The following is an 18,036-nucleotide window of genomic DNA, read 5'->3' as shown; positions in this document are numbered from 1 at the left end:
GTTTTCTCGTAAGGAGCGCAAAGGTACAAAATAGATCGGTTATAACAATCCCTCTTTTGAATAAAAACAAATGATTTGTAAGCGGTTAGCGTTAAATGACTGTATAAATTGTTGATTTCATACGGCGACTGCCGACCTTTGCCCCGTGACTACCGCTCGTACCATTCAATACGAATACGCTCCCGGCCACTTCCGGGCTTCGGAACCTAATCTGCATCAGGCCGATACACTCGACGAAGGGCAGATGATTCTGAGCATGGGGCCACAGCACCCATCGACGCATGGCGTGCTACGGCTGGAGGTGATTACGGACGGTGAAATCATCGTCGACGTGGTACCGCACGTTGGGTATTTGCATCGCTGCTTCGAAAAACACGCGGAGTCGCTGCCGTTCAATCAGGTGATTCCCTTTGTCGACCGGCTCGATTATCTGGCAGCTATGAACTGCGAACATGCCTACGTGATGGGCGTGGAACGGATGCTGGGCATTCAGGACGACATCCCGAAACGAACCGAGTACATCCGTGTACTGGTAGCCGAACTGAACCGCATTGCCGCCCATTTCGTCGCTATTGGTACGTATGCTCTCGACATTGGGGCTTACACGCCCTTTCTGTGGCTCATGCGCGACCGTGAGCACATTCTGCGGTTGATGGAATGGCTGAACGGGGCCCGGATGCTGTACAACTACATCTGGATCGGGGGCTTGTTCTACGATCTGCCGGTTGGCTTCGAAGAGCGCTGTCGCGAGTTTGTTACCTACCTGCGGCCCAAACTGACGGAGCTACAGCAGCTGGTTATCGAAAACGAGATTTTCGTGAAGCGCACGGCCAATGTGGGCGTTTTGCCCCTGCCGGTCGCGATCAACTACGGCTGTACCGGGCCAGTACTGCGGGGTTCCGGCCTACGCTATGACCTGCGCCGTGTCGATGGCTACTCCGTTTATCCCGAACTGGACTTCGATATTCCGATTGGCAAGGGAACGATGGGAACCGTCGGGGATTGCTGGGACCGTAATCAGGTGCGGGTGCAGGAATGCTACGAGTCGTTACGGATTGTCGAACAGTGTCTGGATCGGCTGCTGGGCGACTACCGCCGGACGCGTGATTACGATCCGCAGGCGGTTGTGCCCAAGAAGATCCGGCCGAAAGCGATGGATTTTTATGCGCGGGCCGAAAGCGCCAAAGGGGAGTTAGGATTCTTCTTCCGGACCGACGGTAAATCCGACGTGCCGGTGCGTTGCCGGTGCCGTTCCTGCTGTTTCCACAACCTGTCGGTTATTGGCGAGATCAGCAAAGGGGCTATGCTAGCCGATCTGGTCGCCATTATCGGCTCGATAGACCTGGTCATGGGTGAGGTCGACCGGTAACTCTAGGAAGCCAGTACCAGAATCTCGTCGGTATTGCGGCCCAGGCCGTCGTAGTCAAGGCCATAACCCAACACGAACTTGTTGTCGATTTCGAACCCAACGTATTGCAGGTCAACGGCTTTTTTCAGCGCTTTGGGTTTGAATAGCAGGGTAGCGATGGCCAGTGATGCCGGATTTTTGGCCTTCAGCTGATCACAGACATCACAGATGGTCAGGCCGGTATCGACGATGTCTTCGATGACGATCAAATCGCGCCCTTCGATCGATTCCTTCAGACCAAGAATCTCCTTCAACTGCCCCGTCGATCCGGTGCCGGTATACGAAGCAACCCGGATGAATGTTACCTCGCAGGAAACCGTCAGGCGTTTCATCAGATCGGCGGCAAACAGGAAGGCACCATTCAGCACCACAACAATTAACGGAGTTTTACCGGCATACTGCTGGTTGATCTGTTCGGCTAATTCGGCGATACGTTGCTGAATGGTATCGGCAGCGATGAATGGGACGAACGTTTTATCGTTGATGGTCATAAATGCGGGTGTCGGCGAACGTCAAAGATACGGTCGGGGGTGGGTAGCCGACAAAAAAATGCAAAAAATAGCCCCGAGTAAACGGACTCTTACCGGATTACGTTCATACGGATATGATACCTGCGATGACAAAACGATGGCTGTTGACGGTATGGTTGGTCGGGCTTGCCTGTGTGGCGCAGGCTCAACTGTACGACCCGTCGGCGTTCGATAAAAAATACGATGGTCTGCTGAAGCACCCCGGCGTTCAGATTGAGTCGGCGGAGGCTATCAACCAGATGTATAATTACAAGTTTTACGAGGCCGACAAGGATTTCCGCTGGCTGCGGCTGCGCTATCCGAAGCATCCCATGCCGTATTTTCTGCTGGGGCTGGCTGAATGGTGGAAAATCGTGCCCGATGTCGACGTTACCGACTACGACGACAAATGCCTGATGTACATGGACTCGACCATTACGCTGGCCGAGAAACTGTATGACAATAGCGAAAACAAGCTGGAGCCGTCGTTCTTTCTGGCAGCGGCTTACGCATTTAAAGGTCGGTTGTACGCTGAGCGGAAGAAGTGGACGAAAGCGACGTTTGCTGGTAAAAACGCGCTCAAATATTTCGAGAAGTGTAAGGGTAATGCCGAGTTCAGTCCCGAACTGCTCTTTGGCGACGGCATGTACAATTACTACGCGCAATGGATTCCCGAAAACTATCCGCTGCTGAAACCGATCCTGATGTTTTTCCCGAAAGGCAACAAGCAACAGGGAATCAAGGAACTCGAAAAAACGGCTAACTCTGCCTTCTACACCCGGGTCGAAGCACGGTACTTCCTGCTACAGATTTACAGCATGGAGAATCAGTACGACAAAGCGTACGAAATGGCTAAGTACATGACGGAGCAGTACCCGGACAACCCGTTTTTTGAGCGATACTATGCGCGGTCTGCCTTTGTGATCGGTAAGATTGCCGAGGCTGAGCGGTTGTCGAAGGATATTCTCGACAAGATTAGCCGGTCGCAGTCGGGATACGAAGGTGTAAGCGGTCGGACGGCGGCTTATATCATCGGCTACATCAACCAGCATTTTTACAAGAATAACGCGCTGGCGAAGGAGTACTACCAGAAATCGATTGATTTTGCCAAGCAGACGAATGCCACGAATGCCGGCTACTACTGGTCGTCGGTGCTGGCGCTGGGAAAGATCGCGACGCAGGAAAAAGAGTACGATCAGGCACAGGCTTATTTCAAGGAGGTAATGGACAAGGCCGAACGGAAGTCAAGCCAGTACAAAGAAGCTAAAAAGTCACTCGACGAAGGCAGGAAGTCGCGCCGGGAAGAACGTCGGAAGCGCCGGGAGTAAGCGCACATAAAATGAAAAAAGGCAGCAGGAGTTCGATGCTCCTGCTGCCTTTTTTGTGCCTGAATCCAGCAATCAAGGGATAGGCAGAACTTTACTTTCTTTGAAGGTCGACATGATCACCATTGTCTGGGTGCTGGCAACCTCGTTGATTTCGTTGATGACGTCCAGCATCAGGGCCTGATACGAAGAAATATCTTTCGATACGACTTTCAGCAGAAAATCCCCTGAACCGGTAATGTGGTGGCACTCGATAATTTCGGGAATCTTGTTGACCTGATCCACAAACGACATGGTCGTGTCTTTTTTGTGGCCTACCAATGTCACCATAACGAAGGTGGTGACGCCCAGATTCACCTTGTCCCGGTTCAGCTGTGCGTGGTAGCTTTGGATGATACCCGATGTCTCAAGTTTTTTGACCCGCTCAAGCGTAGGGGCCGGCGACAAACCGATTTCTTTGGAGAGCTGAGCGTTGGTAATTTTTGCGTTGGATTGTAAGATCTCAAGGACGTTGCGGTCTATATGATCTAACTTTTGGCTCGACATAAACGAAGCGTTAGCTATGAAACTGTTGGTCTACGAAAGGATGTGCAAGGTAGCCAGTTTTTAGAAGAAAAAAGCCTAAAAATTATTGGTTTACTGCAAAAGGCAGAATATACGTTGCCCATTCATATAATTGACGCGGCAAAACTAACGGAAAATTGGGGGACGCCAAATGAAGTAGTTAGCGTTTGGCTATCTTATTGTGTGTCACGGCCCGTTGCTGATCGGCTTTGAATCGGGCATCATCAACCGCCGACAGCGATTCGTGTTTCGTTGATCGACCCTGTACACGGGCGCGCCACCGACGCCATGACGCAGGCTTCAACTCCCGGCGCATCACCGTAATCACATCCTGCTCCGACAGACCAAACTGACGCTCGATGGCATCGAACGGTGTACGATCTTCCCAGGCCATTTCAATGATTCGATCGACGTCTGACGCGTTTAAATCGGCTATTTTCTCGGTTTGTTTCATAATTGGTCAGCTGAAAAACTAGTGGTGCCGCATAGCCTGATCAGGCAGTGGAATAAGGTCGCTTTCGCCGGGCGACACCGACATTGTCAGGGCAAAACCAATCGATATAGCAAGGTGTTTTCGAGGTATGAAGATGCGGAAGAAGTCGGACCTGCCGACAAAAGTTTGCCCAGTTTGCAACCGACCATTTGCGTGGCGAAAAAAGTGGGAACGCGACTGGGACAACGTTATTTATTGCAGTGATGCCTGCCGGGCAACGGGTAAGCGGCAAAAAACGACCGATTAAAAAGACGCCCGTCCGGGGGAGGTCGTTATTTTTGGCAGATAACTCCTCTTGCCAATGCGCGGTATTGCTCTCGTTAGTCTTCTTTTCTTCCTCCTGCTTGCCGATGGTTGTCGCCGGCCGCAACCGGTTGTCGTTCGTAAACCGGCACCAAGACCGGTTGCCGTGAAGCCAGTTCCGCCTAAAGCGCCCGCCCCTAAGCCAAGCCCGGCGAAACCGCCGATGATTACGCCCGCACCGGTCGACACGGTCGCGTATGAGCCAGAAGTAATCGACGGAACGCCGGTTCCCCCCAAGCGGGAATTTCGGGCCGTATGGATTGCAACGATCGATAACATCGACTGGCCCAGTCGGAAAGGGTTGCCCGTTGCCGATCAGCAGCGTGAAGTCGTGACCATGTTCGATGCCCACCAGCAGATGGGGCTGAACGCGGTAATCGTGCAGATTCGGTCGGCGGCTGATGCATTTTACGCGCGGGGGTCGGAACCCTGGTCAGAATGGCTGACTGGTCAGCAGGGGCTGGCTCCGGAGCCGTTCTACGATCCGATGGAATTCATGATTGATGAAGCGCATCGGCGTGGCCTGGAGTTTCATGCCTGGTTCAATCTCGACCGGGTAACGTACAGCAAGAACTCCAGCATTGCCCCGAGCAATATCATGTACCGGCATCCCGAATGGCTGTTGACCTACGGCAATCGAAAATTGTTTAACCTCGGGCTGCCTGCAGTGCGGTCATACATCGCCGGTATTGTCGCTAATGTCGTGCGGGAGTATGATGTGGACGGTATTCATTTCGACGACTATTTCTACCCGTATGCCGAACCGGGGCAGGTGTTGCGCGACGACAGTACCTACCTGACCCACTATAATGGGATGAAGAAAGACGACTGGCGACGCGACAACGTAACCCGGCTTATTCGCGAACTGCGCGACTCGATCCGGACTAATAAGCCGTGGATTAAGTTCGGTATCAGCCCGTTTGGTATCTGGAAAAACAAGCGGAACGATCCCGAGGGGTCTGAAACCAACGGCGGCCAATCGTACTACGACAACTACGCCGATACACGGCAATGGATACGGGAAGGGCTGATGGACTACATCGTGCCGCAGGTTTATTTCAGTACCGAATTTGGCCGGGCACCGTACAAAACGCTGGTCAACTGGTGGACTCGTAATCTACGCCCGACCTGTCATCTCTACGTCGGACAAGCCATTTATCGAGTTGGGCGGGGCTCAGAGCGGGACCCCGGCTGGGGACGATTGACGGAATTTTCCAGTCAGATCAAGCATAACCGACTGGCACCGGGCGTACAGGGAAGCGTGCTGTTCAGTGCCAAGAATATCATGCTCAACCCAATGGCCTTCCGTGACTCGTTGCAGCATAACTACTACCGCTATACGGCGCTGCCGCCCACGATGCCCTGGCTCGACAGTATTCCGCCCCTGCCACCCCGTGATCTCCGTGTAGCCGATACGCCGGGTGGCGTTGAATTACAATGGAGTCAACCGGCGGCTGCCCTTGATGGAGACGAAGCGAACGGTTACCTCGTGTACCGGTTCGAAGGCCCCCGCCCACAGCTACGATTGAGCGATCCGCGTTGTATTGTCGGTCGTTGTAACGGTGAACAGAATACGCAATATATCGATCGGACGGCCGATGCTCACAAGAAATATGTATATGTAGTCACGTCACTGGATCGGATGAACAACGAGAGCCGGGCGGTACTGGTCAAAATCAGGCATTAAAATCCTGCATGAGTGCGTCGATTGGCTGAGCGTCCGGGAAAAAGCTGATAAGTCGTAACAGAACGCCCTCGACCACGGCATCCGGGCAGGAAGCTCCGCACGTCAGCAGGATAGTCACGGGCCGGTGGTCAGGAATAAAGTTCTCCGTCACCGTTTCAGTCTTCGTATTGAGATCGAAATGGCGAATCAATTGATCCGACAGAATTTTCTGCGCTGACTCGATAAAGTACGTCGGCAGTTTTTCAGCGCATAGCTCGACCAGGTGAGCCGTGTTCGAAGAGTTATAACCACCCGCGACGATAGCAAAATCTGCTGGATGCGTCAACAGTGCGTAAGTCGCATCCTGATTATCGTTGGTGGCGTAGCAGAGTGTATCGCGCGTATTGGCAAAGTGCGTATCGACCTGGTCGGGTTGCAGCTGATAATGGCTGACCATCACCTGCTTCAGGTAATCGGCAATGCCCTGCGTATCCGACGCCAGCATCGTCGTCTGATTAACGACGCCGATGCGCTGCAAATCGCGTTCGGGATCAAAACCGGCGGAGTACTGCCCATCAAACTCGGTGAAGAACTGGTCAGTCGGAAGCTCGTGGGTAATGTATTGGGCCAGTCGTTTGGCCTGCTTCATATCCTTGACTACGACCGTTGGGGCGGCTTCTTTGCTGTGCGAAAACGTGGCCCGTGTCTCCTCGTGAGTCGGCTTGCCATGCACGACAACGGTGTATGATTTTTGCCCGATTTGCCCGGCTTTGTTCCAGACTTTTTCCACGAAGGGGCAGGTTGTGTCATAGCGGGCAATGTCGAGACCGATGGCTGCGAGTTGCTGCTGTGTTTCAAGCGTAGTGCCGAACGCGGGTATAATCACCACGTCGTCTGCCGTCAGGTCCGACCACGGTATCAGTTGCCGACCGGCGGTGTCCATCAGAAACTGTACCCCACGTGACTGTAAATCAGCGTTTACGTCGGGGTTGTGAATCATCTCGCTCAACAGATAAATCCGCTTGTCGGGATTCTCGGCAATAGCTTTATACGCTATTTCAATCGCATTCTCGACGCCGTAGCAGAACCCAAAATGCCGGGCGATCAGAAACCGGACCGGACCGAAATCGAGTAGGGTAGGGGTGAAGTCCCGCTTGAGTTTGTCGCGCTTCCGCCGAAACTCTTTGATGGGCGAAATAACACGGCTACGGTAATACTCGGGTATGTCGAATGATTTCATGAACGAGCGAATAATCGGCCAAATGGCGGTTTGTCGTGCAAAAGTACGCCTGCCTGGTAGCTTAACAATCGGTGAACAGGCTTCGTTCTTAGACCATTGCCAGTCTCTGAACTCATAGTTAACCAAGCTGACGTGCCGCGAAAACTGCTCAAGTATAAAAATTACGATATTCAGGCCGTTACGACTGTTGCCGGGCTGGACTCAGCTACCCCCCGGCGGAATGCAAACATTGTGGCCTGGGTGATGGCGACAGACATGGGTGGGCACGTATTGGCCATCGCTTTATATAAAGTCGATTACACGATTGAACTGGTACGGGAAAGTGGCCTGCTAAACGTCAATCTGCTGGCGACCGATCAGATTAATCTGGTGCGCAAGTTCGGGCAGCAGTCGGGGCGCGAACGGGATAAACTGAAGCGGGTGCCGATGCAACTCGATGAACGTGGATGCCCGTATCTGACCGAAGCGATTGGCTATGCCCAATGTCGGGTGTTGCATTCGACCGATGCCGGCGACCACGAATTGTTTGTCTGTCAGGTTGAAAAGCAGGTTGTACTGAATTCGGACAAATCGGTGCTTACGTACGCGCTACTGCGGGAAAAGAAAGCAGTTCGGGGTTAATCAGCGTTCGAGTACTTTGCCGAGGATGTCGTCCAGATACTCGCGCGTGTTCGCCAGCCGGGGTACTTTGTGTTGACCACCCAGCTTACCTCGCTGTTTCATCCAGGCATAGAACGTCCCGCGCGGAACCGCGTGAATACGGGGCGGGCGCAGCACGTAGTCGTTGTACCGCTTGGCGTCATAATCCGAATTGATTTCCCGTAGCGTCTGATCGAGCACCTGTTCGAATCGCCCCATGCTGACGGGCTCCTTGGCGAATTCGATGATCCACTCGTGTCCCCCGCTCTTACCGTTGCCCATGTAAACGGGGCCGGCTGTATAATCGCTAATGACAGCTCCCGTTGCTTCACAGGCGCGGGTGATGGCTATTTCCGCGTTCTCGACGATAACTTCTTCGCCGAATGCATTGATAAAATGTTTGGTACGGCCGCTTACTTTCAGGCGATGGGGATACAGCGACGTAAAGCGAACTGTATCGCCGACGCGGTAGCGCCACAGGCCACCATTGGTCGATACCACGATGGCGTAGTTGGTATCGAGTTCAACTTCTTCGATGGTCAGCGCTTTGGGGTACGGCTGATTGGACTCGGCCAATGGGACGAACTCGTAGAAGATGCCGTAGTCGAGCATGAGCAGCATTTCACCGGGTCGCCCCATATCGTCCTGAATCGCGAAAAAACCTTCTGATGCGTTGTAAACCTCCTGATAGTGAACGGAGTTGGACGGAAATACCTGCTGCCGGAACAGATCGCGGTATGGTTGAAAATTGACGGCTCCGTGAACAAGTAGTTCGAAATTGGGCCAGACTTCCAGAATGTTCTGTTTACCCGTTTGCGCCAGAATCTTGTCGATCAATACCAGTCCCCAGGTCGGCGCGCCGAGCATGCTGGTCACGTTCTGGTCTTTGGTGATCTCGGCCATGCGGTCCAGCTTGCTTTCCCATTCTTCCATAAGCGCCACATCGACGGATGGCGTACGGATAAACTGCGCCCAGCTGGGGAGGTTTTTCATGACCACGGCCGATACGTCGCCGGCCGCACTGTTGACCGCATATGGATTGGCTTGCAGGCTACCACCGATCGATAAACCCTTTCCTTCGAATGTACGGCTGTCGGGACGATTGGCGACGTAAAGCGCCATCATGTCTTTGCCCCCTTTGAAATGGCCTTCGTCCAGCGATTCAGGGGTGACAGGAATAAATTTGCTCCGGGCATTGGTCGTTCCCGACGATTTGGCAAACCAACGTACCGGCGACGGCCAAAGCACCTTGGCTTCGCCCATCATAACCCGTTCGATATATGGAAACAGGTCTTCGTAGTTGGAGACGGGAACCTGCCGCTGAAAATCAGCGATGGTTTTTATGGACTTGTAGTGGTGCTGCCTGCCCCACTGTGTGCGCGCACCTGCCTGAATTAGCTGCGAAAACACCCGTTGCTGCACCGCGCCGGGGTCTTTTTTCATGGCTTCGATGCGCGGCAATCGCCGTTGCAACAACCATTTAAGCGAGGTGTTTAAAAGGGTCATGGTGCTAAAGTAGGCAGAAATCCGGCTGGCCGGTTCGATCTAATTTTTAAAAACGCAATGCCACTAACTTAGTTTGATAAACCCACCGCTCGGTCCGGGTAGTCAGTAATCAGGCCGTCGACACCCCAGCGTTTAAGTCGTTCCATATCACTACACTGGTTAACGGTCCAAGGAACGACCTGTATGCCCTGCTCATGCAACGACCGAATCGTGCGCTGACTCAGTAGCCGATAGTACGGACTATAGATCGCTGGTTTGAAGCCCAGGTCGGCCACATTCTTTTCCGCCCCCCGCAAGTTCTCGACCAGGGCTGATAACCGGACAGGCAGGTAGCGGCCCTCGTCGGCCTGCTGCTTCCAGTGTTTCAGCACGGCAAAGTCGAAACTCTGGATGATAATTCGTTCCGCCGGTAGTCGGCCAGCCAATACGGTCTGGACCAGATCGCAGAATGCAGCGGGCTCGGGCTGACTTTTATTGTACTCGTTGGCTTCGCTTTTGATTTCGATATTGTACGCCACCGGAGCAAGCGTGTGCTGCTGCCGGTACGCTTCGACCTGCTCGATAACCTCGGTCAACAAAGGCTTGTGCGTTCGCTGCTTCTGCTGCTCCGGATACTTTGGGTTACCGTTCGAACCCGTGTCGTACTGCCGAATCTGGTCGTAGGTCATCTGATAAAGAATCAGCTTTTTTTGTTCCGCTTTACTGACCGGCTTCCCATCGGGGGCAATGCTAAAGTCGGCGTTAAAATACGGTTCGTGCGACACGACTACCTGACGATCCTTGCTGATGACGACATCCATTTCCAGTGTTGTTACGCCCAGATCCAGCGCTTTCAGAAAGGCCGGAATCGTATTTTCCGGCATCAATCCGCGGCAGCCCCGGTGCCCTTCTAGGTCAAACGATGCGGGCGATACCGTGATAGGTGGGATCATAGCAGTCAAGAACAGGGCTACTGTAATTGGCAGACGCATAGCGCAGTTGAATCGAATCTGAAGCCAAAAGTACGTTTCCATTGACAAATACCGGTCGTTCATTTACACAGCTGCTGGGATGTCGATGCAGTGGACTTTTAGTTGCGCAGCGGAATAGCAATCTTGCAGCACTAATGGCTACTCGCTGCTTCAGCTTATGCGTTACATCGTTACCGTTTTTACTGCACTGCTTACCGTTGCACTTATCTGGGCGCTGAACCGGTCGTGGGGGAGTATTCCCGCTTTCGGACCACTGATGAGTCCGTTTACCGGTTTCTGGCAAAATGCCGAAGTAACTCGCTCTGGCGATGAGGAACTGACTCTTTCGGGAACGCAGGAGCCGGTTACGGTGCTGGTCGATGACATGGCCGTGCCCCACGTATTTGCCCGTAACGACCATGATCTCTACTTCGCGCAGGGGTACCTGACGGCGCGGGACCGGCTTTGGCAGATGGAGTTTCAAACACACGCTGCGGCTGGTCGACTGTCGGAAGTCGTCGGAAGTCGGGCGCTCGAACTGGACCGTTTTAACCGACGGATGGGTATGGGCTACGGAGCAGAGCAAACGCTGGCGGAGATGGAGAAAAATCCGCAAACCCGCGCCATGCTGGACGCGTACACGGCGGGCGTTAATGCGTGGATCAAGCAGCTCAAGCCGGCCAGCTACCCGATTGAGTATAAACTGCTGGGGTATGCCCCCGAAGCCTGGACATCGTTGAAATGTGCCCTGTTGCTCAAAGCCATGACCAGCACGCTGGCCAGCGGTGCCGACGATCTGCTAATGACCAACGTGCTGCGGAAATATGGTCCTACAGTTACAGCTGACCTATTTCCGAACTACCCCGCTCACGAAGACCCAATCATCCCGGTCGGGACGAAGTGGGACTTTACCCCCCTACCCATTCCGAAAGCACCCGCCGACAGTGGACAGAACGTCGCCAATTTGCCTGACTTCGCGCTGACTCAACTGTTTCGCCACCCACGGGCCAATCCGGCGATCGGCTCAAATAACTGGGCGGTGGGTCCGGAAAAGTCGGCGACAGGTCACCCAATTCTGTCGAATGATCCTCACTTAACCCTGAGTCTACCGTCGATCTGGTACCAGATTCAGCTGGTGTCGCCAACGGTAAACGTCTACGGTGCGTCGCTGCCCGGCTCGCCCAATGTTATCATTGGCTTCAACAAAGATGTTGCCTGGGGCGTAACCAATGTCGGCTCCGACGTGCTGGATTTCTACGCAATCAAATTCCGCGATGCGTCGCGCAAAGAATATTGGCACGACAACCAATGGAAACCAGTACGACGTCGTATCGAGCGGATTGCGGTAAAAGGACTGCCAACAGTCAATGACACCGTTCTGTACACGCACCACGGGCCGGTTGTGTACGAAGCCGGTCAGAAAGCATTTAAACGCAATATTCCTGTCGGTTACGCGGCTCAGTGGATCGCGCACAAGCCATCGAACGAACTGATCTGCTTTTACGAGCTAAACCGCGCCCGCAACTTCGCCGATTACCGAAAAGCGTTGACATATTACGTGGCTCCGGCGCAGAACTTCATTTTTGCTGACAATAACAATGACATTGCGATTTCGCCCAACGGTCGGTTTCCGCTGAAATGGCGGCAACAGGGCAAGTTTATGCTTGATGGAACAAATCCGGCCGACGACTGGCACGGCTACATTCCGGCCGAACAAAACCCACTGGTGAAAAATCCGCCCCGGCATTTCGTCAGTTCGGCCAACCAATCGTCCACCGATCCGACGTACCCGTACTACCTCAACTGGATTTTTGCTCCCTACGAGCGGGGACAGCGTATCAACGACCGACTAACGCAGATGCAGCGGGTTACCGTCGACAGTATGCGGCAGTTACAAAACGACGTATATAATCTGCGTGCGGCCGATGCGCTACCCATATTGCTGCCACTGCTACCGGAGAAAGGCCTTACTGCATCCGAGCAGCAGGCTTTACAACAGCTAAAATCCTGGAAGCTGAACAACGATCCCGGCGAGGTTGGGCCGACGATTTTCACCGAATGGACGGCTCAGTTGATGCACGCCATCTGGGCCGATGATTTCAATGAAGGCGACACCTTGCCTATGCGGCCCCCCACCTTCGATCGTACACTGACGCTGATGAAGCGCGACACCGGCTCCCGCTGGTTCGACAACAAAAAGACACCCGTTCGCGAGCATCTGCCCCAGATTATGCAGCAAAGCTTCCGCGCTACCTGCGACACGCTGGTACGTAGGTATGGTAGTCTCGGCACAGGCTGGTCGTGGGCAACGTATAAGAGTACCGATATCAGGCACCTGATTCCCGGTCTGGATGCGTTCAGCGTGCTCGACCTAAACGTAGGCGGTGGTGCGGGTATCGTCAACGCAACGACTGAGCGGACCGGCCCCTCCTGGCGGATGGTTGTTGCATTGGGACCGGAACCGAAAGCGTATGGTGTCTATCCTGGTGGTCAATCGGGCAATCCGGGTAGTCCGTACTACGTAAACATGGTCGAAACCTGGCGGCAGGGTAAGCTAAACGAATTACTCTATCTGACTTCATCGCAGGTCAGGCACGCCCGGATCACCCATCGTATCACTATGAACTAACTTGTTTCGACATGATTCAGATCCTATTTATCATGCTGCTCAGCGCGTTGGCGCAACTCGTATTGCCCTGGTGGAGCATCGCTATTGTGGCGTTTGGCGTATGCTTCTGGCGTAGCACACGGGGGGGGCAGGCGTTTCTGAGTGGTTTTCTTGGCATTGCAGTGGTGTGGCTGTTGTATGCACTGCTGATTCATCTACGCACAGAAGGGGTCTTTACCGGGCGCATGGGTCTTCTGCTATTCAAGTCAGAATCAGCGGCTCTACCGCTGCTGGTTACCGTTGTGTTGGGTGGACTGATTGGCGGGTTATCTGGGCTGACTGGCTTTTTAATCCGACGGGCGACAAACCCGGCCGTTAGTGCCCCGAGAGACGCATAAACCATTACCTTTGTCGGATAAACTATCACCAACTAAGTCGATTACCTGTGAAGAATGCCTCACTGATTATCAATGTTGTGCTGGCCGTAGCCGTAGCCGTTCTGTACTATCTCCACTTCAAAGACCGTCAGCCCGATGCAGAGCCGGTAGTTGCCAAACCCGCAGCCGCCAAAGGCCGTGAAATCGTTTATGTCAATGTCGATTCACTCCTGACCAAGTACGACTTTTTCAAGGATACGCAGAAAGTGTTGGAGAGCAAGCGTTTTCAACTAGAGAACGATCTGGCTAACAAAGGCCGTAACCTGCAAAATAAAGTGGCTTTTTTCCAACAGCGGGCCGCTACCATGACACAGGAGCAGGGTCGGGCAACTGAGGCATCATTGCAGAAAGAACAACAGGATATTCTCGCTTACCGTGAGCGGGCGGCACAGAATCTGGCGGTCGAAGAGCAAAACAAAAACAAACAGCTTTACGATCAGATCTACGATTATCTGAAGAAAGTAAACGCGACAAACAAATACGAATTCGTACTGGGCTACACCAAAGGCGGTGGCATTCTGTTTGCCGACCCCTCCGGCGATCGTACGCAAGCGGTCCTTGCTGGACTGAACAAAGAGTACAAAGACAAGCAGGCGACTAAAAAGTAAGTCCTTTCCTGGCTAACAAAAGGGGGCTGCTGTTCGTACGAACAGCAGCCCCCTTTTGTTAATAATTATAACGAATCGTATAAATATATGGCACTATTCTTGTGCCTGTTAGCGCCTATTTTTTAATAGTAACAACAGGGAGTTGCTTTTTTTGAAGCGCAACGCTACGGCTGCTGGTTTTACCAAATAATTGATTTATTCCCGTTCAGGCACTGTTTTTGCCCCTTTCTGCGACAGCAGGCACGCGGTCGTTGAGGCCAGCTGCTTATATCGCTTTGGTTTGGGCCGGTGCTGTACCGGGTCTTGAGGCTGTGACTTCGCTACCGTTTTTTACAACGAAAACACCGGCCCGCCAGGCGACCTTTACTCGCTATTGGGATAAGCAAACTTCGTTCCGGTCACAAACCTGTAGCGGCATCCCCGTGTTTTTGTCTGATACGGCTACCTTTGCCGCCCTTATTAGACTATTATGGCCTCTTCGTCTATCGTAAAACGCGTCGACATCCGCAATCGCCGGGCGTCGTTTGAGTATAGCTTTTTGGAAACTTATACCGCCGGCATTGTGCTGACGGGTACCGAGATAAAATCGGTCCGGCAGGGCAAAGTCAACCTGCAGGATGCGTACTGTTTGTTGCTGAACGACGAGTTGTATATCCGGCAAATGAATATTTCGCTCTATTCGGAAGGAACACACTATAATCACGAACCGCTCCGGGACCGGAAACTGCTGCTTACCAAACGCGAAATTCGCCGACTGACCGAGAACCTGAAGGATCAGGGGTTGACGATTGTGCCGGTGCGTATGTTTACGACTGATCGCGGTTTCGCTAAAGTGGACATCGCCCTGGCAAAAGGTAAAAAGCTATACGATAAACGAGACAGCATAAAGGAACGCGACGTACAGCGGGACATGCAGCGCGAACGCTACTAACACGAATACTCTATCCTGACAGTAGCGTAATTTTTCCACAGCTATTGCTGTTATGTGGATAACTCTGTAACTTGCTACCACACAGAGGCATCCAAACGCGATATGGGCAGGAAAGTATTAGTCTTAAACCAAGATTACAGTGCACTCAGTATCTGCTCCGTCCCGAAAGCATTTCTGCTGGTTTACCTGGACAAAGCCGAACTCGTTGCTGAATCGGATCAATTCAAACTTCGAACCGTTTCTGCCGAGTTTCCGATGCCAACCGTTATCCGGCTGCATCGGTACGTAAATCTGCCCTACAAAGGGGTTATGTTGACCCGGCAGAACATTTTCAAGCGGGATGGGCACCACTGTCAGTATTGCGGAACAACCGACGATCTGACGCTGGATCACGTATTACCAAAATCGAGGGGGGGAAAAACCAGCTGGGATAATCTGGCGACGGCCTGCAAGCGATGCAATTCCCGCAAAGGTGATTACACACCGGAAGAGGCTAATCTCAAATTGCGCCAGAAACCCTATAAGCCGACTTTTCTGGTTTTTCTGCGCGACTTCTCCGGCTCAATCGAACAAAGCTGGCTCCCATTTTTAGCCAGGAAGGAAAAGGCGTTTCAGTAATACCTGCAAGCGCAAAAATGGAAAGCCGTCAGGGAAGCCAGCTGGAAAAAGCGGTTTCGCTGACGGCCTTTTCGTTGTCAACGTGCTTTCTCTCTTGAAATCAACATTTTGAAACTTTTTCTGAATAGCATTTGCTATCTTTGCAGTCCTTTTTCAAAAGGAAAAATTCAACCTAAAAGTCAGTTCGCCATTGACCCACGAACTGATGTACCGAGTGGGTCAGGAAACCATTTTTTATGAGCAAAACGCAACAGCGCGAACTGCCTGCTTTCGATTGGGATCGGGCAGACAACAAAGGGTTTGGTAGCGGCTATTCGGACGCAGAACGCGACCGGATGCTGGAGATGTACGACAACACGTTGTCGGAGGTTAAAGAGAAAGAAGTAGTGATGGGAACCGTCGTTGGGATTACGGATCGCGAGATTCTGCTCAACATTGGCTTCAAGTCGGACGGCCTGGTGCCCGCTTCAGAGTTCCGGGACATGCCCGAACTCAAAATGGGTGATGAAGTAGAAGTTTACGTAGAGAATCAGGAAGACCCGAACGGTCAGCTGGTGCTGTCGCGCAAGAAAGCGAAGGTAATCACCGCCTGGCAGAAAATTCAGCGCGCGCTTGATGAAGACCTCGTTATCGATGGCTTCGTGAAGCGTCGGACCAAAGGTGGTCTTATTGTCGATATTTTCAGCATTGAAGCCTTCCTGCCCGGTTCGCAGATTGACGTTAAGCCGATCCGTGATTTCGACGTGTTCGTTGGCAAGAAAATGGAAGTTAAGGTCGTCAAGATCAACTACGCTAACGACAACGTTGTCGTTTCGCACAAAGTACTGATCGAGAAAGACCTCGAAGCACAGCGCGCTCAGATCTTGAACAACCTTGAGAAAGGTCAGGTACTGGAAGGCGTGATCAAAAACATGACCAACTTCGGTGTGTTCATCGATCTGGGTGGTGTTGATGGTCTGCTGCACATCACCGATATCTCGTGGGGCCGTATCAGCCACCCATCGGAAGTGCTTCACCTCGATCAGAAAGTCAACGTTGTTGTGCTTGACTTCGACGAGGATAAGAAGCGGATCTCGCTGGGCATGAAGCAACTTCAGGCTCACCCATGGGATGCTCTGTCGGAAGACATTCAGGTTGGTTCGAAAGTAAAAGGTCGGATCGTCAACGTAGCCGACTACGGCGCGTTCCTGGAAATCATGCCGGGTGTAGAAGGGCTCATCCACGTATCGGAGATGTCGTGGTCGCAGCACCTGCGTAATCCACAAGAGTTCCTGAAAGTTGGTGACGAAGTAGAAGCACAAGTGCTGACGCTGGATCGTAACGACCGGAAAATGTCGCTTGGCATCAAGCAACTCACCGAAGACCCCTGGACCCGTCCTGAACTGCGTTCGAAATACGCCGTCGGTACGAAGCACACGGGTGTTGTTCGTAACCTGACCAACTTCGGTCTGTTCCTGGAACTGGAAGAGGGTATCGACGGACTGGTACACGTATCAGACCTGTCGTGGACGAAAAAGATCAAGCATCCGTCGGATTTCATCAAAGTCGGTGAAAACCTGGACGTAGTTGTGCTTGAACTGGATATCGACAACCGTCGCTTGGCCTTGGGTCACAAACAACTCGAAGAAAACCCATGGGATACGTTCGAGTCAGTCTTTGCTGTTGGCACCGTACACCGTTGCACGATCATCAGCAAAAACGACAAGATGGCAACCCTGGAGCTGCCTTACGGCATCGAAGGTTTCTCGTCGCTGAAAAACCTGACCAAGGAAGATGGTACAGCCGCTGAAGTTGGCGAGTCGCTTGACTTCCGCGTGACGGAGTTCTCGAAAGAAGAAAAGCGGATTATGCTGTCGCATACCCGTACATGGCAGGAGAAGAATGAGCCAGTTCGCGAGTCGAAGCCTAAAGCTACGCCAAGCAAACCAGCTCAGACATCGAACCAGCCAGAGCGCGGTGCAACCCTGGGTGACCTCGATGCACTGGCTGCCCTGAAAGAGCAGATGGAAGGCCGTAACTAAGCCAGCCAATTTGTGAAAAGCCCCGCACCAGCGGGGCTTTTTTTTGTGCCCAGAGCGGTACTGCCGAATTAAATCATATATTTGCACTCCCAAAGCAGCTAATACTGGCTGAGCGGGAAGCTGGTTCCGTGGCCGAGTGGCTAGGCAGAGCTCTGCAAAAGCTCGTACAGCGGTTCGAATCCGCTCGGAACCTCCGACAAAAACCATTCA

Annotated in this window: 17 protein-coding genes and 1 tRNA gene; 12 read left to right on the top strand and 6 right to left on the bottom strand. The window is 52.8% G+C overall.

What is annotated here, in order from left to right; genetic code table 11:
- The first annotated feature begins 145 nt into the window (after positions 1–145).
- Positions 146–1,369: an NADH-quinone oxidoreductase subunit D gene (locus tag CLV58_RS03070; RefSeq protein ID WP_106136307.1), complete on the top strand. Its 1,224-nt coding sequence runs from the start codon at positions 146–148 to the stop codon at positions 1,367–1,369.
- A gap of 2 nt (positions 1,370–1,371) precedes the next feature.
- Here the strand turns inward: CLV58_RS03070 and hpt are convergent, their stop codons facing one another.
- A complete protein-coding gene (gene hpt / locus CLV58_RS03065) occupies positions 1,372–1,899 on the bottom strand; it encodes a hypoxanthine phosphoribosyltransferase (RefSeq protein ID WP_106136306.1) in 528 nt (175 codons plus the stop codon).
- Positions 1,900–2,024: 125 nt separating this feature from the next.
- Here hpt and CLV58_RS03060 point away from each other — a divergent pair, with 125 nt between their 5' ends.
- Positions 2,025–3,245 (top strand): tetratricopeptide repeat protein, encoded by a 1,221-nt coding sequence (locus CLV58_RS03060; RefSeq protein ID WP_106136305.1) that lies wholly within the window; start codon positions 2,025–2,027, stop codon positions 3,243–3,245.
- A 72-nt stretch (positions 3,246–3,317) separates the two neighbouring features.
- On the opposite strand, the gene CLV58_RS03055 is transcribed toward CLV58_RS03060, so the two are convergent.
- Both CLV58_RS03055 and CLV58_RS03050 read right to left on the bottom strand, forming a co-directional pair.
- Entirely contained in the window at positions 3,318–3,788 is a 471-nt protein-coding gene (locus CLV58_RS03055) for an Lrp/AsnC family transcriptional regulator (protein WP_106136304.1), read from the bottom strand.
- Positions 3,789–3,966: 178 nt separating this feature from the next.
- Positions 3,967–4,260 (bottom strand): TIGR03643 family protein, encoded by a 294-nt coding sequence (locus tag CLV58_RS03050; RefSeq protein WP_106136303.1) that lies wholly within the window; start codon positions 4,258–4,260, stop codon positions 3,967–3,969.
- 127 nt (positions 4,261–4,387) lie between these two features.
- Here CLV58_RS03050 and CLV58_RS03045 point away from each other — a divergent pair, with 127 nt between their 5' ends.
- Both CLV58_RS03045 and CLV58_RS03040 read left to right on the top strand, forming a co-directional pair.
- Complete coding sequence (locus CLV58_RS03045; RefSeq protein WP_106136302.1) at positions 4,388–4,546, top strand: DUF2256 domain-containing protein; 159 nt, start codon at positions 4,388–4,390, stop codon at positions 4,544–4,546.
- 54 nt (positions 4,547–4,600) lie between these two features.
- Positions 4,601–6,289, top strand: coding sequence for a glycoside hydrolase family 10-like protein (locus tag CLV58_RS03040; RefSeq protein ID WP_106136301.1), 1,689 nt, complete (start codon positions 4,601–4,603; stop codon positions 6,287–6,289).
- On the opposite strand, the gene CLV58_RS03035 is transcribed toward CLV58_RS03040, so the two are convergent.
- The gene (locus CLV58_RS03035; RefSeq protein WP_106136300.1) at positions 6,279–7,508 is read right to left on the bottom strand and encodes a 4-hydroxy-3-methylbut-2-enyl diphosphate reductase; all 1,230 of its coding nucleotides are present in this window, start codon (positions 7,506–7,508) and stop codon (positions 6,279–6,281) included. The two genes, CLV58_RS03040 and CLV58_RS03035, sit on opposite strands and share 11 nt — an antisense overlap.
- Positions 7,509–7,640: 132 nt before the next feature.
- Between CLV58_RS03035 and CLV58_RS03030 the strand changes: the two genes are divergently transcribed.
- A complete protein-coding gene (locus CLV58_RS03030; RefSeq protein ID WP_106136299.1) occupies positions 7,641–8,129 on the top strand; it encodes a flavin reductase family protein in 489 nt (162 codons plus the stop codon).
- Here CLV58_RS03030 and CLV58_RS03025 read toward each other — a convergent pair whose 3' ends face one another.
- Both CLV58_RS03025 and CLV58_RS03020 read right to left on the bottom strand, forming a co-directional pair.
- Complete coding sequence (locus CLV58_RS03025) at positions 8,130–9,653, bottom strand: GH3 auxin-responsive promoter family protein (RefSeq protein WP_106136298.1); 1,524 nt, start codon at positions 9,651–9,653, stop codon at positions 8,130–8,132.
- Positions 9,654–9,721: 68 nt separating this feature from the next.
- Positions 9,722–10,585, bottom strand: a complete 864-nt coding sequence (locus CLV58_RS03020; protein ID WP_245882186.1) for a glycerophosphodiester phosphodiesterase family protein — start codon at positions 10,583–10,585, stop codon at positions 9,722–9,724.
- Between the two features lie 196 nt (positions 10,586–10,781).
- On the opposite strand from CLV58_RS03020, the gene CLV58_RS03015 reads away from it, so the two are divergent.
- The 7 genes from CLV58_RS03015 to CLV58_RS02985 all read left to right on the top strand — a co-directional run bounded on the left by CLV58_RS03015 (position 10,782) and on the right by CLV58_RS02985 (position 18,019).
- Positions 10,782–13,232, top strand: a complete 2,451-nt coding sequence (locus CLV58_RS03015) for a penicillin acylase family protein (protein WP_106136297.1) — start codon at positions 10,782–10,784, stop codon at positions 13,230–13,232.
- 11 nt (positions 13,233–13,243) lie between these two features.
- Entirely contained in the window at positions 13,244–13,609 is a 366-nt protein-coding gene (locus CLV58_RS03010; protein ID WP_106136296.1) for a hypothetical protein, read from the top strand.
- A 47-nt stretch (positions 13,610–13,656) separates the two neighbouring features.
- Positions 13,657–14,256, top strand: coding sequence for an OmpH/Skp family outer membrane protein (locus tag CLV58_RS03005; protein ID WP_106136295.1), 600 nt, complete (start codon positions 13,657–13,659; stop codon positions 14,254–14,256).
- 469 nt (positions 14,257–14,725) lie between these two features.
- Positions 14,726–15,187: an SsrA-binding protein SmpB gene (gene smpB / locus CLV58_RS03000; RefSeq protein ID WP_106136294.1), complete on the top strand. Its 462-nt coding sequence runs from the start codon at positions 14,726–14,728 to the stop codon at positions 15,185–15,187.
- A 102-nt stretch (positions 15,188–15,289) separates the two neighbouring features.
- The gene (locus CLV58_RS02995; protein WP_106136293.1) at positions 15,290–15,805 is read left to right on the top strand and encodes an HNH endonuclease; all 516 of its coding nucleotides are present in this window, start codon (positions 15,290–15,292) and stop codon (positions 15,803–15,805) included.
- A 236-nt stretch (positions 15,806–16,041) separates the two neighbouring features.
- A complete protein-coding gene (rpsA, locus tag CLV58_RS02990) occupies positions 16,042–17,826 on the top strand; it encodes a 30S ribosomal protein S1 (protein WP_106136292.1) in 1,785 nt (594 codons plus the stop codon).
- Positions 17,827–17,948: 122 nt separating this feature from the next.
- Positions 17,949–18,019 (top strand) — tRNA-Cys (locus CLV58_RS02985).
- Positions 18,020–18,036: the final 17 nt, after the last annotated feature.

The sequence above is a fragment of the Spirosoma oryzae genome, from assembly GCF_003002825.1.
GTDB classification, from domain to species: domain Bacteria; phylum Bacteroidota; class Bacteroidia; order Cytophagales; family Spirosomataceae; genus Spirosoma; species Spirosoma oryzae.
Note: the sequence above shows the minus strand (reverse complement) of the source record. Positions and strands in the feature narration are given on the sequence as shown.